This window comes from Brevibacterium sp. 50QC2O2, assembly GCF_024580675.1.
Taxonomy (GTDB): domain Bacteria; phylum Actinomycetota; class Actinomycetes; order Actinomycetales; family Brevibacteriaceae; genus Brevibacterium; species Brevibacterium moorei.
This window is the reverse complement of the sequence record NZ_JANIJZ010000004.1, coordinates 175,401-191,883: the sequence shown is the minus strand read 5'-3', so window position 1 is coordinate 191,883 and position 16,483 is coordinate 175,401. Positions and strand designations below refer to the sequence as shown.

The window sequence follows — 16,483 nt, the reverse complement described above, 5'->3', positions numbered from 1 at the left end:
GCGCGGTTCAGACCCCGGCGGCGGCCAGGCAGTCAAGCAGCCGGCGGCGCATCGCCTGCGCTCGCACGCTCAGCTGCTTCTGCCTGCGCATGTACTCGGCCTTGCCCGCAGCCGTCTCAACCGGGACCACGCCATAGCCCCAGCCGCGCACGTCATAGGGGCTGGCCTCCATGTCCAGAGCGCGGATGTCGATGGCCAGGTCGAAGGCGTCAAGGACCACCTCTCCCGGCACCGTGGGTTCGAGCTTCATCGCCCATTTGTACAGGTCCATCCCCGCGTGCAGACAGCCCGCCTGCTCATTGTCGACCATCGCGGCGCGGGTGGGCTGCAGGGTGTTCAGGGGTCGAGCCGGTTCGGTGAAGAAGCGGAAGGCATCGAAGTGTGAGCACTGGATGCGGTGGTTCTCCACCACCCGATCCGTCTCCTCCTGACTCAGCCGCAGGGGGACCTGCTCATGGCGGCGCTGATCGGGGCCCAGCCGGTAGACCATCGCCCATTCGTGCATGCCGAAGCACCCGAACGAGGCCTCGCGGTCCAAGGTGGCCTCCAGCAGGGAGTGGATGAAACCGGCGCCCGTGCCGCGGTCGGCATGCCAGGCCGGCAGGTCGAGGGCGGCATACGTCGCCGAGGACGGCCCCGTGGCCTCGGAGAACCGGTACCAGCGCCGGTCGAAGTAGGTGCGGTCAGCCTCGTCCCGGATCTCCACCGCGACGCCGGCGCCGGGATTCCACCGGGCGATCCGGCCGGGCTTAAAAGGGTAGTAGGTAAACAGAAAATCCTCGACAGGATGCTTCTGACCGCGTAACCGGCGCTCATGGTGTGCATCGGTACGGGCGTGGGCCCTGGTCTCATGGGCGTCCCGGCGGGCGCGCCAGACCTCGGCCGGCAGATACCGGGTGACGGCCTGCGCGGCCGGCGCAGCTGCGCCGGCACCCGAACCGGGCGCGGAAACATCTACGGAACCAGCTACGGGGCCGGTTGAAACGGTGGAGGACACGTCCCGATTATCCCACCCGGTAGCTCAGCTCGGCGAAGCGACCGATCTGTCTGACCCCGGTCAGTTCCAGGCCCTCCCAGCCCAAATCGTGGGGGAACAACGGTTTGCCACTGGTCAGGGTGGCCGGTGCGAAGGTCACGATGATCCGGTCGAGCAGGCCGGCCGCGGCGAACTGTCCGGCCAGAGCGCCCCCGCCCATCACCCAGACGTCCCTGCCGCCGGCGGACCGGGTGATCGGGTCGAACCAATCGGCCACATCTCCGGAGACGAACCGGATGCCCGCGCCGGGGATCGCCGGCAGGCTGCGGGTGGTGAAGACGAAAGCGGGGCGCTCGCCATAGATCTCGGCCCACTTCGCGGGGTGGGCCAGCAGATCCTCCTGGCGCAACATCCATTCATAGGTGGCGGAACCCATGACCAGGGCCCCGACGCTTGCGAAAAACGCGTCCATATCGCCCTGCACATCGTCCTGCGGAACGCGCAGCAGCCAGTCCAGGGAATCATCGTCCGAGGCCAGGAATCCGTTGAGGGTCGCAGCCGTGTAGAACACGCAATCAGTCATCGGTCCGTTCTCCCATTCTTCGGTCCGGTCATTATGGCATGGCCGCCGGCGACCGGACGGTCCCGCCCGACGAGTTGGCCGACCATCCGACTACCCGGCCGACCGTCCTCCCACCTGCGGTGCGCGGACCGCCTCAGCGCACGGACTTCACAGCGCGGACCGCGATCAAGGATGCGCCGAGCGTGAATGCGATGAGCCAGGCCGCGGAGACGAGCGCGACGATGCCGACGGTGTCATCCGAGGAAATGAAGAAACAGGCGATCCCGCCGAAAATCGGTGTCCTTTCCGATTCGTCATTGACTCGGTGCTCGGGCGCGACCGCGCATCCTTGGACAACGACTCTAGCTGACGGGGGGGATGTCATGCTGAAGCCATGACAGTCGCACAGTCGGGGCCCGGTCCGGCGCCCAGCCCCCGTTTCGCGTCCCTGGTCTCCATGATCTGCGGGTGCATCCTGGTCGGGTCCGCCTCAACCTTCATCAAACTCGCGGGGACCTCGGCTGCGACTGCGGCGTTCTACCGCTGCCTGTTGGCGCTCATCCCGCTGGCCGTTCTGTTCTGCCTCGAACTGCGGCGCCACGGCCGGATGTCGCGGCCGGCCGTGGTCTGGTCCCTGCTGTCGGGTGCCTTCCTGGCGTGCGACTACCTGATGTGGACGCAGTCGGTCCTGGACGTGGGCGCGGCGGTGGCCACCGTGCTCATCGGCTCCCAGGTGCTGGTCTTCCCGCTGCTGGCCCGCGTCCTCGACGGGGCCGTGCTGCGGAGGCGGTTCGCCCTCGTCCTTCCCGTGATGCTCGCGGGCCTGCTGCTGACCGGCGGGCTGGGCAGTCGGGAGACCACGATGCCCCATCCCGTGCGCGGTACGGTGCTGAGCGTGCTGGCCGGCTGTCTGTACGCGGGCTATCTGTACTGCAACCGCCGCGCGGGCACCCTGGAACCGCGGCGGGCCTTCGGACCGGTGGCGCTGGGATCGGCGAGCGCCGCCGTGGTGATCGGGGTCTTCGGCCTGGGCACGGGTTCCATCGTGGTTCACCTGTCCGCTTCCGCCTGGAGTTGGCTGGCGGTGCTGGCGGTCGGCGGCCAGTTCCTGCCGTTCGTCCTCATCGGCTTCGCCACCGTGCGCCTGCCCGCGGATCTGGGCGCCACGATCCTGTTGTTGCAGCCGCTGTCCGCGGTTGTCCTGGGCTCTCTCGTTCTGGGGGAGCGGTTGAGCTGGTTGCAGCTGGTGGGCATCGGCGTGACGGTCGCGTGCGTGGCAGTCCAGTCCAAGCGGTAGCCGCGGCCGGGCCGGGCCCGGCCGGTGCCGCAGGGGAGTTCGGCATTGCACGCGTCGCACCACAAGGCGGACACCGCCCGCTAGAAGGAGAACCCGGGTATATAGTCCTTGTCCTGTGAGTTCTCTGCATACATCCCCGCAATCCGTCTCCACACCCTCGGGCCCGCTCCCCGGCTACCGCTGGCTGATCCTCGTCCTGTCCTGGGCCGCTTTCCTCATGACCAGCCTGGACCGTTCGGTCTGGGGCCCGGCGGCGCCCAGCGTGGGCGGCGATCTGGGCGTTGCGCTGTCCTCCCTGGGCGTTTTCGCCACCTGCTATTACGTGGGCTACGTCGTCTCGAACTTCTTAGGCGGCGTGGCCAGCGACTGGTTCGGTCCCCGCGCGGTGTTGGGCGGCTCGATCCTGGTGGCCGGCGCGGGCATGGTCACCTTCGGCAACGTTCACTCGATGGCGCTGGGCTTCGTCATCCAGGCCCTGGTCGGTCTGTTCGCCGGCGCGGACTACGCGGCCGGTGCCAAGTCGATCTCCGTGTGGTTCTCCGGACGCGAACGCGCCCTGGCCGTTTCCCTGTTCACCACCGCCACCTCGTTGGGCACCGTCATCGCGAACCTGGTTGTGCCCACCCTGATCAAGTCCCATGGTTGGCGCGTGTCCTATGAGCTCTTCGGCTCCATCTCCATCGTGCTGGGCATCGTCATCCTGATCCTGCACCGCAACGCCCCTGGTGCAACCGGTGCCGAGGCCGCTGGGGCGAGTGCAGCTGCCCCGAGTACCGCGGTGGGCGCCGAAACCGGCCCCGGCGCGCAGCCCAAGCACCCCTTCCCCAACCTGCTGGACGTCCTGCGCAACCGGAACCTGTTGATCCTGGCGGTGGCCGGATTCTTCAGCCTGTGGGGCACCTACGGGTTCATCACCTGGGCCAATACCCTGATGATCAAGGGAGTCGGGATCGATCCGCTCCACGCGGGTGCGGTCGTCTCCCTGTTCGCCATCACCGCGGTCGTGTGCAAGCCGATCATCGGTTTCATCGACGGGCGCACGAAGTTCCACTCGAAGTACCTGGCCACCGGCATCCTGCTGATGTTCAGCATCATGCTGTTGGTCTTTGGCCGTCTGCACGACTTGACTCTCTTCTATATCGCCGCGCCCTTCTTAGGATTCGCCGCATACTGCTATTCGCCGATTCAGAACAACCTGATCCTGGGCTACGCGGGCCGGGGGCTCTCCGGGGCGTCGGCCGGGTCGATCAACGCGATCTGGCAGCTGGGCAGCGTCATCGTCCCCACCGCAGTGGGCGCGGTGTTCTCCGCGACGGATTCCGTCTACGCTTCGTTCACCACTCTGGCCGCGGGCCCCCTGTTGGCGGCGCTTCTGATGCTGCCGCTGGGCGCGGTCAAACGCTGAGCGGCTCCCTGCTGCTGTTGGCATGCCAGGCCGGCAGGTCGAGGGCTGCATAGGTCGCCGAGGTCGAGGCCGGTTCGGCCTGGAAGAACCGGTACCAGCGCCGGTCGAAATAGGCAGGGTCGGCCTCGTCCCGGATCTCCACCGCAACCCGTGCGCCGGGATTCCAACGCGCGATCTGGCCGAGCTTAAAAGGGTAATAGGTAAACAGAAAATCCTCGACCGGGTGCTTCTCACCGCGCAGCCGGCGGACATGGTGCGCATCGGTGCGGGCGTGGGCCCTGGTTTCATGGGAATCCCGGCGGGCGCGCAAGACCTCGGCCGGCAGATACCGGGTGACGGCGGGTGCGTCGGGGTCAGCTGCTTCGGCGGCCGAACCCGCGTGCGGAAACATCGGCGGATACATCTACGGAGCGCGCTGAAACGGTGGAGGACACGCCCCGACTATCCCACCGGAGGGCCCGAACCATCAGGAGGCCATCGAGGCTGGATGGAGCTCGGCAACCACTATCCCGCAGATGGTTTCTAGCCAATTCACGTCCTGTCCGAACAACCACCAAACGAAGCACGAGCGGAGACACCGGTGCTCGCCACGTGAAAATCATCGAAACTAATATGCCCCACGTGCGGAAACCACCGCACGGACAGTGCGCACGATAATCACTAAGTCTTGGACCAGCGACCAGTTTTCGATGTAGTACAAATCCAACCTAACCGAGTCCTCCCAACTGAGGTCGGACCTGCCCGAAACCTGCCACAATCCGGTGATACCAGGAAGGACCCGGAGTCGTCGGGTTGTATCCGCCTCGTATTCGGCGACCTCGTCCGGGAGAGGCGGTCGTGGGCCAACTAGGCTCATATCTCCTATAATCACATTCAGCAACTGTGGTAGTTCATCAATGCTGAACCTCCGAATCCACTTGCCAACTTTCGTGATACGTGGATCCTCGTGCATCTTGAACATTATTCCATTGCCGTCAGTTTTATCGTTAAGGTCCGGTAACAACTGGTGCGCATTAACACACATGCTGCGGAACTTGTATATTTTGAATGGCTTGCCGTCGCGCCCAATCCGCTCCTGCATATAAAACACCGGGCCAGGGGAATCCATTCTAATCAGCGCGGCAGTAACTAAGAACAGAGGAGATAAGACGAAGAGACCTACGCCCGAACCGAATATGTCAAAGACGCGCTTCGTGAATCCGTGAATTCCATCTAACCGCGGCGTTGAAATGTGGAGGAGAGCGGTCCCTTCAACAACCTGCGTGTGTATTCTGGGACCGGCTATATCTGTCAGGTTTGGAGACATCATAGTACTGATACGTTGGTCTGCTAATAACCAGCCGAGTCTGCGGAGAACATTTGGTTTAAATCCTCCGTCGCCGGCAATTGCAACGGCCTCAGTTTTAATATCAGTCAACACTGACATGAGCTCCGAGGGAATACTTGATTGAGACAACACGGGTAGTGGGAAATTGAAGCTTGATAACTCGTGGCTGGTATATCCGGGAGTTATAAATCCAATGGGAGTTAGGCCTGATCGCGGCGTCCGCATTATTTGCCGGGCCAAGTGAATAGCGCTGCTAGGCCGCCCAACTACCACAACGGATCGCATGCAGCGCCCGGCTTTACGGAATTTGGAAAAGACGAGTCTTGCGGTTGCACGAACAACCATTAGAAGAAAGAGGCCTATAGGAAAAGCCACGGCAACAAATCCCCTGGCAACTTCAATGCGAAATGCGTAGGATATTATCGCGATAAGTCCAAATATGTAGAAACTAGCTGTAAGTACTCGAGAAAACTCATTGGTGCCAACACCAAGAATTCGAACACTCCGTGTTGACCAAATTGTTAATGCAGCAAACCACAGAAAAAATATCGCCACTGATAATGCGCGGTAGCTAAGAAGATCGGCACTTCCTGTTACGGTATCTTGGGTGTTGATGGCACCGAAACGGATATGGTTTGCCGCAAGTAACGCTAGGATTACACAGCACGCGTCCAGACAGAATAAAATGCGAGGGTAGACACTTTGCCATCGGGATGATGTGCGAAGCTGCCGGGGTGGAGGGGATACTGAACTTGTCATGGTGCGCGATTCTGTCAGGCCGATCTGCTTTGGCTTGGTTCTAGGTTGTGTAGGGCAAGAGTAAGGCGCTGCAAATCAGTGGCGAGGTAATGGTGGAATTCATCATGATTTCGCTGCATTATTGCTATAATATGAGCTCTGATACCGCCCGTAGCCAATGCCACGGGCGGGAATCATGGTAAGGACTATACCGGATACGGCGGAGCCGACTCTTTCCACTACTTCTAGGGAGTTGGCGAGCTGAGATTTGGTAGTTTTGTTGATCGCCGCTGCAAGAATTATGCCAGTAGTAAGTTTACTCAAGACAACCGAGTCAGTAACCGGAAGTAGCGGGGCGGAATCAATGAGTACTACATCGAAGACCTCACTGAATTCCTCGAGTACTGCACGGAATGCTTCGGAGCTTAGAAGTTCGCTTGGGTTTGGTGGTATATGCCCTGCTGGAAGAAGGTATAGATTAGTGTGTCCCCATTGCTGGAGTACAGTTAGCGGTTCGACTCTGCCGATCAGCAAATCGGTAAGCCCTTGTGTCCCGTCTATATCAAAGTATCTATCCACTGCAGGACGTCGGAGATCCGCATCTATGAGTAGAACCCGCTTGCCGGAGTCCGTGATCGTCAGTGCAAGATTTGCGGCTAGAGTGGACTTCCCCTCTGACTGCACCGAGCTGGTGATGAGGAAGGAGCGATTGGTCGAGTCACTTTCGAGGAACTCAAGATTCGTGCGGACTGCGCGGTACATTTCGGCTGCTGGTGAAAGCGGTTTAAGTTTTACTACGAGTCTATGCTGGTCTATTGATTTATCGAATGGAATGCCGCCGACTACCGGCGTACTAGTAACCGCTGCTATGTCTCTGTCGCTTCTGATCTTGGTGTCCAACATCTTTCGGAGAACTATCGAAGTCAGGCCGAAGGCTAAGCCCAGGAACAGGCCAACCACAATGTAAAGATTAAGTCGTGGAGAGACAGGCCGTTCGGGAGTTGAAGCCGGCTCCACGGTTGTGACTTTGACAGGGCTACTCTTCGAAGAACTGGTACTTTCAAGGTCAGCAATTACTGACGACAGACTGTTGCTCACGGCGTTTGCTATTTGTGCGGACTTTTTCGCATCTGAATTGGTAACTTCTATTTCTATGAGGGCAGTATTAGTGGTCGCGGAACTCGCGATGGTTTTGGCGAGCGCGGTTGGTGTGGTGTTTAATTGGAGCTCATCGATAACAGGTGTAAGGACTGCTGATGTCGTCGCTAGGTCGGCGTAGCTTAAAACTCGCTGTTGGGCGAACGTACTACCCTGCTGGAGTTCTACAGCCTCGCCAGAGTTTATTGTTGATACAAATACCTTGACTGAGGCTTGGTACTGGGGGTTTTGAATGACTGCAAGAGTCCCCGCGAGCACGGTACCGATGATGCCCATGACAACGACTGTCACCCAGCGTTCCCGTAATAGCCTTAAGTAGTCGACGAGCGGCACGTGGAGCCTTTCTAGTTGTTGTATGTCACCTGGTTTTGCGGGTAACGAGGCCCGACTCTCATGGTAGGCAGCTTCAATCAGTGTAGCGTGATAGTCGGTAAGGGTCGGCTCGGTTTGGAACCGGCGGCGTGTGTAGAGCCTTCCTACTTGCGCCAGGGGATCGTTGCATGAGCCAAGAGCGCAGCAGAGCCGGACGTTTGGCGGAGAAGCCCGTACGGTGCATGCACCCGGCACAGCAAGCGCTACTGATATCGTATGACGGCATGGGCGGGGTGCACTGCGATGTCGATGTACACTTGCACCCGGTAGAGGCTAGCGACCCCGTTTACTGATCTGAAATACGTACTATTAGCGCTACCATGATGACCGCGCGGAAGCGGGCTTGTACGACAAGGAGACGCCGAAGTGAAAGTAGTTATCGTTGGACAGGGCTATGTGGGCCTCCCGCTAGCGCAGGGTGCAAGTGGCGCCGGGCATAGTGTGACAGGCATGGACCTTAACAGGGACCGAGTAGCGAAGCTCAACGCGGGACTGTCGGTCATCGACGATATTTCCGATGAAGATGTACAGGCCATGCTGAGCCAGGGGTACAAGGCAACCTCCGACGCAAGTGCATACGCGACCGCGGATGTGATTGTTATCTGCGTACCGACTCCTCTAAGCGAAGGAAACGAACCGGATCTGGCCTCCGTGCGCGCGGCGCTCGACGCCATAGCAGCAAATCTCTCCGATGACACCCTCGTTATACTCGAGTCGACAACTTATCCGGGAACAACCGCGTCGGAAGTGGTGCCGAAGCTGCAGGAGACCGGGCGAACCCTCGGGGTAGATCTGTTTGTCGCATTCTCGCCGGAGCGTATAGATCCTGGAAATCCAACTTACGGAGTTAAAAACACTCCGAAAGTCGTCGGAGCTGATGAAGACAATTCGTTAGATCGTGCTGTGGCGTTCTACGAAACATTTATCGATACTGTGGTTCCAGTCAAAGGCAGCGCCGAAGCGGAGCTAACAAAGCTGCTCGAGAACACCTACCGACACATCAACATCGGTTTGGTTAACGAACTCGCCATGGTCTGTCACGAGCTTGAAATCGATGTTTGGGAGGTCATCCGCGCGGCCTCTACCAAACCATTCGGCTACCAGGCATTTTATCCCGGCCCAGGTGTAGGCGGTCACTGTATCCCGATTGATCCAAATTACCTTAATTATCGAGTACGCCACGAGTTGAACCACCCGTTCCGTTTTGTTGAACTCGCTCAAGACATCAACTCATCAATGCCCGCCTACGTGGTATCCCGAGGCCAGGACCTGCTCAACAATAGGTTTAAGGCCTTAAGGGGAAGTGACGTCCTGCTTATCGGAATGACGTATAAGAGTGGGATATCCGACATCCGGGAGAGTCCCTCTCTTATCGTTGCCGGGTTACTATCCCAAAAGGGCGTAAATGTCCATTACTATGATCCTAACATCACCGATGATGGAATCCCCGGGCTCACGGCAACTCATGTAACGGGAAACCTTGGCAGAGTGGAAAACTACGACCTGGTAATTCTATTGCAAAATGTGCCAGCCATTGATATTGAGGAAGTCGCCGCTAGATCGCAAGTATTCCTAGACACACGAGGGACTACTTCGGGTTCAGCTGCATATAAATTGTAGGTAGAGCCAACATGCCGAATGCGTCTGCTGTCGTTAAAAATTGTCGAACCTTAGCGGTGAGAATTACGCCGATGACGATAGATTCGTTGATTTCCTATATTGATCGGAAAATAGCGACACACGGCCGCCTAATAATCGTCGGCCATAACCTGCACAGCGTATACCTATACCATACAAATGAAGGCTTCAACAGATTATACAATGAGGCAGACATTATCCTTGCCGATGGGTCACCCATTGCACTCGACTATCGCCTATCAGGTGGGACAAGTAAGAATTGTAGGATAGGGTCGACTGACTGGATCCCACGCCTTCGAGAAGTTGGTAGTCTACGATCGGTCCTCGTTATAGGGGCTGAGGCGGGACCCAGTACAGCCTTCGGGAACTATCTAAGAGCGAAACTTCCTGGTAGCAAGATCACGACAATTGATGGTTCACACTGGTCGGAAGAAAAGTCTGCGGAAGTGATGAATCTGTTAACGAAGTACAAGCCGGACATGGTGTTGGTTGGCCTGGGGATGCCACTACAAGAGTCTTTGGCTCTGAAACTGATTGAAATAGCGGGAATACGGGTGATTGCGACAATCGGCGGTGCAATAGATCAACTATCAGGCTATCAGCGTAATTCGCCACGTTGGTTGGGGTCGGTGGGCCTTGAATGGGCGTGGCGGCTAGGTTTTCAGCCGAAGCGCCTGGCGTATCGCTATTTGGTAGAACCCTGGCGGTTGGCTGCGATTAGATTGCGACAGGTAGTTTCGGGGAGCAGGGTTAAATGAGGGCGACTGTGTCGGTGATAATCCCTACGGTCGGTAGACCATCCCTGGTAAAGGCAGTGGATTCGGTGCTACAACAAGTGGATTGCGAAACCGAGCCTATTGTAATTCTTGATAGTCCCGATAAACTCGATTATGTGCGTGCAGAGCTTTCAGATCGGAATTATATGCTCGAGGTCCAAGATCATCGAGGCGCTTGTGCGGCACGCAACCTGGGCCTAGATCTGGCACAGGGTGAGTATATAGGATACCTTGACGATGATGATACTTGGATGCCGACTAAAGCGATTACCCAGATAGCGGCTATTAGAAAGTCAGGACGGAATTCGACTATCTCGGTCGTGGCCAGCAGGTTCGTGCGTGAGGATGGAACTGTCTCCGATACTGCACCTGAAGTGTTCAAAGCGAATAACGAAGCATTTGGCAACTACTTGGTAAAACGGACCCGGCTACGTTACGGTTCAGCTCAATTCAATACTCCGGCGGTTCTGGGATCATCAGATATCATGAAGCGCTTCCGTTGGGATGAAGACCTCGGCAAACATCAGGACTGGGATCTTTTGATTAGGCTTATGGCGGACCTGACGATCACGTGTATTGCCATACCTGACACGCTGGTATCAGTATCACAGGGCAGCAGCGGTTCAATATCAAAATCCATGGACTGGACAAAGAGCACTACATGGCTGCGGAAACATGCGAAAGACGTTACTGGTAGGGCTAGATCCGACTTCGTAGCCCTACATATTCTGCTACCGGCGATTCTGTCTCGGTCGCGTAAGGGCATAGGAGAATCCTTCCGGTGGCTGAATGTGCACCCACCACATTTTGCTGCAATGGTTCGTCTGTTAGCCGGCATAGCCATGAAGAGGTAGGCAATGCGTGACTATACTCTGGTCATTGGCGGGAAGACTCTTTCAGCCCTTATGCAAATGGTAATGCTGGCGATCCTAGCAACACAGCTTGACCCAGGACTCCTTGCAAAGGTATTAGCCGTCTATTCTTTATCATCAATCGTCTCGGCGTTGGGGGATCTGGGACTTGGGACCCTGTCAATGCGGGAGCGGGCCTACGGTGATGAGGATACCAGCAGAAAGGCGATTCGGGCGTCAGACCGTTTGTCACTAGTTGCATGTTGTCTTGGGGCTGTGGTCATCGTGGCACTGTCATGCCTTGATCATGAGCTGCTGTGCACGGTTCCGCTGATTTTGTGGGGCCCTCTTGAGAGGGCGACTGAGACCAGGCTGTTGAGAATGACCGCGGAAGGCAAAGTTGCTAGTGTTTCACTACTTACCGGTGCCCGCAGGGTTACGGGATTAGGGATGTTCCTTGCCCTTTCGCTAATGGTGGCGCAGGAATGGGCGTTTACACTTGCCTTGGCAATTGCTGCGCTGGCGACGAACATGATTGTTCATGTGATTACCCCGTCGAAGATCGGACTTCAGTATCCCGAAATGATTTCGCTGCTGAGGAGGGCTGTTCCGTTTACTTTCACATCGATAGCGGGACAACTGCGGAATCTAGACGTCCCAATAGTTTCCGCGGTCATTGGGGGCGAAGCTGCCGCCGCCTATGGATTAGGTTCGCGGTTTGCGAGCCCGGCTCTGTTGATGTTTTCGGCTAGTTCCAGCTTGGTGTTAGTCAGAATTCGCAACTACAGCATGAGTCGATTTCGTCTCATAGTTCTCGGGCTACCATTGATGTCGGCAATTGCTGGAGCTGGACTGATTGGCAGTTCGCCGATTCTGGCGCCCTTTCTTGGACAGATAATCGGATGGGTCGGTTTGCCCAGCGCATTTACGATAACGTGTGTAGCTACCAGCTATTTGCTCGCGGGTACCGCTATTATCATTGGCTCAATATGCGTGGCATATGAGCGACAACGGTCACTCATGATAACGAATACGTGCGTGGCTGCAATATCATTATTTCTTGTAGGCTTGACCGCTGGTCTAACGAGAAATGGGACTGCGTCCGCCTGCGCTAGTATATGCTGTTATACCGTGCAATTGATTATCTTGATTTGTGTATCATATAGGGGCAGGAAGGAAATGTGCTAGTGGGGCGAAGGATTGTCATTGCTATAGCCACTTTTAAGCGGCCACGACTGTTGGAACGATTGCTGTACAGTGTTGAGGTAGCGGTAAAGAATGTTCTCAAGGTACAGGTTGATATCTGCGTGGTCGACAACGATCTCGACCAGTCCGCACAGCAGCTGTGCATGAACTGGAGCGGCGGGCATATCGAATATATAGCACAGCCGGTACCGGGGATCGCGGCGACGCGAAACGCAGCTGTTGAATATGCCAATGGGAGCGACTTTATCGTTTTCCTGGACGATGATGAGTGGGTTGAGCCCGATTGGCTTGTGGAACTGCTAACAGCACAGGAGAAAACGGATGCGGATATGGTCGCTGGGCCAGTAGAGTCTGTGCTAGATGCCTCTATCCCTGACTTCATTCGGTCTTCCGGTATTTTCGATCGGGCACAACGAGAGAATCTGTCTTTATTGAATGAGGCTGGTTCGGGGAACCTCCTGTGCAAGTACCAGGTCTTCTGCGGGCGGCCGCGCGAAGCATGGTTTCAGGATGCTTTCGGACTTACCGGCGGTTCCGACGCGGAGTTGACTCGGCGTCTCGTCTCAGAGGGCTGCCGTATTATCTGGGCAGCGAATGCGATCGCGACTGAAGAAGTCCCGCAGTCCAGGGGCACAATTTCATGGTTGGCGAAACGGTACCGCCGTATAGGCGGTGTTGATTTCCGGCTATCCACGCCCACTATATTTAACCGGGGCAGGGGAGTTCTCTTGGGCGTCGCCCGTGTTGCAGCCGGTGCTCCCGTCCTGGCCGGGTCTTGGGTCTTTGGCCGGGGCCTGAACGCTGCAGCATTTCGGCGTGTATTCCGTGGAATCGGATATATGGAGGGCGCTGTCAACGGCGGTTACGTTGAGTATAAAAGGTGACTTTGAGTGATGAGTTCTCGTTCCTCGTTGGGCGGCCAGCTGGTTGATCGATCGCTTGCCCTAAGTGCAAGCGCTCCGTACGGTGGTGCGGCCCGGATTGTTTCAATCGTTTCTGTACTGATCGTAGGACTGGCGCTTTTCATTCTTTCCGGTACTCGGTACGCTCCAGCAGACGTACCGGTGCGACAGCTAGCGCTTGTCGGGCCCATGACCGTGTTTTTGGTGCTCCTGAGGCGTAGTCATTCGCAGGTTGCGCTTACTGCACCGATAGGGTTTATGGCGCTCTATGCGGGATTTGTCACCTTGTCGTGCGTGTGGAGTGGGAACGTTGGAGTTTCGATCGGCGCGGCGTTGCTATTGGTGTTGGCTATGGTTTTTTCACTGATCGTCGCACTGAGGCTAAGCGGCGAAGAGGTCGTAAGTTCGATTATTGGTGCCGGGTGCTTGGCGGCGACGGTTTCGTTACTTACGTGGATGTTGGATCCCAGTGCTGCTCTCGAACTCGGTAGTTACGAGACTGGAAGCCTAAAAGGCGTTTATAATCATCGTAACCATCTTGCCTTTATCATGGTGATCAGCCTGGTAGCGTTGTTTTCTCGCTTACCGACGGTTAAGAAGGCAACTTCGCGTGTATTTTATTCAATTATAGGCCTACTGTTCATATTTGTACTATACCGTGCATCGTCTGTTACTGCGTTCTTGGAATTGTGCTTTGGTCTGCTACTCGTTGCTATTGTCATGGTGCTTGGCAAGCTGAGCCCCATCTACAGGGTGTTTGTGTTCGCCATTGGGATATTGCTGCTGACCGGGTTTACCGTGTTTTTGGTTGGGAACATAAGCAGAGTGTTCTCGCTCTTGGGCCGGGATACGACCTTGACCGGTCGTACCGGTATTTGGGAATCGAGTTTCCGCGCCTGGCTTGATTCTCCTGTTATAGGGTATGGGTGGGGCGATGTTTGGCCGCTGGGCAGTAGGGTTCAGATCCGCGTATCCACGGATGTTGGGTTCTCGGTGCATCACGCACATAATAGCTATCTTGACATCTTGCTGCAGGTCGGTGCTGTTGGGTTTGTATTCATTGGGCTTGGTTTGGCTTGGCTTACCGCGTCGGCGGTTTCCCAGGCATACGAGGGGTCTATTCCGCTAGAGTTTTCAAGGTTCGCAGTTTCTGTGGTGTTGGTGGTTGTGACTTACTCGTTATTCGAGGCGCGATTGTCGTTGCCCTTCGCCTTTGCTCTTGTGGTTATGGTAGCTGGTGTCCTCGGTCAGATGGCCGGAAAACGTTGTTCGTAATGGTCCCCTATCTAGGTGCCTGGATGTTAAGCGGCAGTTGCTGGGTTAGAGGTTGTTTTGGATGATCTGTACTATTTGGTGCGACTGTATGATAGTAGGGATCGAATCCAGGTTGGGGGCTTCCTGGTATGATTCTGTCTGACTGTGTACAGGTGGGGATTGGCGGTGCGTTTCCTGGCTTATCCTTGTGATTAGATACCTGAGACTCCCGATGTGGCTTGTTATTTGGCGGGCAACCGTCTTATAGATATGTGTGTCGTGACGGAATGGGTCGGGTATTTCCGGCGGAAGCTGTCTGCCTAATACTGTGTTTGGTTCCGAGGCAGCGAGTGTGTTCTGTATTTCCGGGAGCAGAAATGTATGGTCGTATACCCTGCGTCCAAAGGTTGATAATTGCTCCATGTGTGCATTTGTCATGCAGAATATTAGGTCGGCTGATCGTAGCGCAGTTTCTGTGACTTGCCGTGCGATGTGTTCTGGTGGGAGTCCGTTACCGTATGTATGTGTGAACAGTGTTTCCATCGTCGGGTCCATAGGTGATCCGACGACGGCGTGTGTGCCTGCACTTGCCACGGTGATACTGCGTTGGTGGCCCATTTGCTCTAATTCAAGGTCGAGTGCGTGGTGTGCATAGGCTGATCGACATATGTTTCCGGTACATATGAAGAGTATGTTCAAGTTTGAGTTCGCTGGCGCTGGCGCTTTTCGATCAAGGTGGCTTTGCATTGGACTAAGCTGTGCGCCGGATACCGGAGGCTGCGGCGAGTGCTGGGGCCTCCTGGAGCCGAAGAGCTGCGAACTGTTGAGTCTGATTCGGTTTGGCATGACGCGTTCTTTCGGTCTGTATCGTTGGCTGGTCGAATTGCGCGGGTCTTCAGACTTTACCGTAAGGCCCCTGGCACAGGTTCTCATCGTATTTGTGTATGCTTAGGCTTGGCTATATTGAATGCATCGATGATGATCGCGGAGGTAGAACATGCGTTTCGGCCTGCTGATGAATACCGGCTCAAACCTCGGGCCCACGGCCGAGGACGTCTTCGACTTCACTCGGGCCCAGGCAGAGCGCGCGGAGGACCTGGGCTATGACGACCTGTGGGTCACCGAACACCATTTCATCCGATTCGGCATCAGTCCCAGTGCGCTGACGATGGCCGCCTTCATCCTGGGTCGCACACGGCGGCTGAATGTGGGAACCGCCGTGACCCTCTCCCCGCTGCTGCATCCGGTTGAGATGGCGGAGCGAACCGCGCTGCTCGACCAGCTCAGCGGCGGGCGTTTCACCCTGGGCCTGGGTCGCGGTGGATATGCCAAGGATTTCGAGGTGCTGGACAAGGACGTGGCGCGCTGGGACCACGACCCACAGGCCGCCGCGGCCGGAATCCTCAGCGCCTGGGATCCGGTAGGGGAGAAGGACTTCGAACTACAGCCGCCCGTTCACACCCTGCCCCACCCTCCGCTCATGCTCGGCACGACGAGTCAGGACGGGGTCCGCTTCGCCGCGGCGCACGGGCTGGCGCTGCAGCACTACTTCGCGATGCCGGCGGAACCCCGGATCGCGGTCGAGGAGCGCTATGCGGTAGAACGCGCGGCTGCAGGCGTACGGGGTCCGGCTCCGGAACACCTGCACTGCCTCATCGCCATCGTCAGCGAGGACCCCACGGCCAGGGACGGACTCCAGCACGCCCTGCAACAGTCGTTCGAGGCCGGCGACCACCCCCACGTTCCCAACGCGGGTTCGCACGTCGGACCGGATGGAGAGCCGGTCGGACCGGCGGCACAGGCGGCGATGAGCGCGCAGGGCGCGATCATCGGCTCCGTCGCCCAGGTCGTCGACGAGCTGGGCACGTTCGTCGAGCGGACCGGTGCCGCGCGTATCGCCATTCATCCCGAAGCGAGCGCCGACCGGGACCGGACGCTGCAGACAGTGGAGGCGTTCGCCGAACACGTCATCCCGCAGTTGCGGGTCGACTGAGCGGCACCTGAACCGAGCAGCACTCGGA

Annotated in this window: 15 protein-coding genes; 8 read left to right on the top strand and 7 right to left on the bottom strand. The window is 57.3% G+C overall.

Annotated features, from left to right (window positions below; all coding sequences use genetic code 11):
* Window positions 1–7: 7 nt before the first annotated feature.
* The 3 genes from NQ038_RS05435 to NQ038_RS05425 form a co-directional block, all read right to left on the bottom strand.
* A complete protein-coding gene (locus NQ038_RS05435) occupies window positions 8–889 on the bottom strand; it encodes a 3-methyladenine DNA glycosylase (RefSeq protein WP_257061978.1) in 882 nt (293 codons plus the stop codon).
* Between the two features lie 115 nt (window positions 890–1,004).
* The gene (locus tag NQ038_RS05430; protein ID WP_257061967.1) at window positions 1,005–1,559 is read right to left on the bottom strand and encodes a dihydrofolate reductase family protein; all 555 of its coding nucleotides are present in this window, start codon (window positions 1,557–1,559) and stop codon (window positions 1,005–1,007) included.
* Between the two features lie 133 nt (window positions 1,560–1,692).
* Window positions 1,693–1,923, bottom strand: coding sequence for a hypothetical protein (locus tag NQ038_RS05425; RefSeq protein ID WP_257061966.1), 231 nt, complete (start codon window positions 1,921–1,923; stop codon window positions 1,693–1,695).
* A gap of 9 nt (window positions 1,924–1,932) precedes the next feature.
* Between NQ038_RS05425 and NQ038_RS05420 the strand changes: the two genes are divergently transcribed.
* Window positions 1,933–2,835, top strand: coding sequence for a DMT family transporter (locus tag NQ038_RS05420; RefSeq protein ID WP_257061965.1), 903 nt, complete (start codon window positions 1,933–1,935; stop codon window positions 2,833–2,835).
* Between the two features lie 115 nt (window positions 2,836–2,950).
* Complete coding sequence (locus NQ038_RS05415) at window positions 2,951–4,240, top strand: MFS transporter (protein ID WP_257061963.1); 1,290 nt, start codon at window positions 2,951–2,953, stop codon at window positions 4,238–4,240.
* On the opposite strand, the gene NQ038_RS15365 is transcribed toward NQ038_RS05415, so the two are convergent.
* The 3 genes from NQ038_RS15365 to NQ038_RS05400 all read right to left on the bottom strand — a co-directional run bounded on the left by NQ038_RS15365 (window position 4,230) and on the right by NQ038_RS05400 (window position 7,796).
* Window positions 4,230–4,631 carry a hypothetical protein gene (locus NQ038_RS15365; protein WP_306427749.1) on the bottom strand — a complete coding sequence of 134 codons (402 nt, stop codon included), beginning with the start codon at window positions 4,629–4,631 and terminating at the stop codon, window positions 4,230–4,232. The two genes, NQ038_RS05415 and NQ038_RS15365, sit on opposite strands and share 11 nt — an antisense overlap.
* Window positions 4,632–4,847: 216 nt before the next feature.
* The gene (locus NQ038_RS05405) at window positions 4,848–6,326 is read right to left on the bottom strand and encodes a sugar transferase (protein WP_257061962.1); all 1,479 of its coding nucleotides are present in this window, start codon (window positions 6,324–6,326) and stop codon (window positions 4,848–4,850) included.
* 102 nt (window positions 6,327–6,428) lie between these two features.
* Window positions 6,429–7,796: a polysaccharide biosynthesis tyrosine autokinase gene (locus NQ038_RS05400; RefSeq protein WP_257061961.1), complete on the bottom strand. Its 1,368-nt coding sequence runs from the start codon at window positions 7,794–7,796 to the stop codon at window positions 6,429–6,431.
* Between the two features lie 405 nt (window positions 7,797–8,201).
* Between NQ038_RS05400 and NQ038_RS05395 the strand changes: the two genes are divergently transcribed.
* The 5 genes from NQ038_RS05395 (at window position 8,202) to NQ038_RS05375 (ending at window position 14,483) form a co-directional block, all read left to right on the top strand.
* Window positions 8,202–9,455, top strand: a complete 1,254-nt coding sequence (locus NQ038_RS05395) for a nucleotide sugar dehydrogenase (protein ID WP_257061960.1) — start codon at window positions 8,202–8,204, stop codon at window positions 9,453–9,455.
* Between the two features lie 71 nt (window positions 9,456–9,526).
* Complete coding sequence (locus tag NQ038_RS05390) at window positions 9,527–10,231, top strand: WecB/TagA/CpsF family glycosyltransferase (RefSeq protein WP_257061959.1); 705 nt, start codon at window positions 9,527–9,529, stop codon at window positions 10,229–10,231.
* Window positions 10,228–11,103 (top strand): glycosyltransferase family A protein, encoded by an 876-nt coding sequence (locus NQ038_RS05385; RefSeq protein WP_257061958.1) that lies wholly within the window; start codon window positions 10,228–10,230, stop codon window positions 11,101–11,103. The genes NQ038_RS05390 and NQ038_RS05385 overlap by 4 nt, the downstream gene beginning before the upstream one ends.
* Window positions 11,104–12,281: 1,178 nt before the next feature.
* Window positions 12,282–13,190: a glycosyltransferase family 2 protein gene (locus NQ038_RS05380; RefSeq protein ID WP_373456785.1), complete on the top strand. Its 909-nt coding sequence runs from the start codon at window positions 12,282–12,284 to the stop codon at window positions 13,188–13,190.
* A gap of 9 nt (window positions 13,191–13,199) precedes the next feature.
* Complete coding sequence (locus tag NQ038_RS05375; protein ID WP_257061957.1) at window positions 13,200–14,483, top strand: O-antigen ligase; 1,284 nt, start codon at window positions 13,200–13,202, stop codon at window positions 14,481–14,483.
* Window positions 14,484–14,528: 45 nt separating this feature from the next.
* On the opposite strand, the gene NQ038_RS15585 is transcribed toward NQ038_RS05375, so the two are convergent.
* On the bottom strand, window positions 14,529–15,209 hold the full coding sequence (locus NQ038_RS15585; protein WP_373456786.1) for a hypothetical protein: 681 nt from the start codon (window positions 15,207–15,209) through the stop codon (window positions 14,529–14,531).
* A 250-nt stretch (window positions 15,210–15,459) separates the two neighbouring features.
* Between NQ038_RS15585 and NQ038_RS05370 the strand changes: the two genes are divergently transcribed.
* Entirely contained in the window at window positions 15,460–16,455 is a 996-nt protein-coding gene (locus NQ038_RS05370; RefSeq protein ID WP_257061956.1) for an LLM class flavin-dependent oxidoreductase, read from the top strand.
* Window positions 16,456–16,483: the final 28 nt, after the last annotated feature.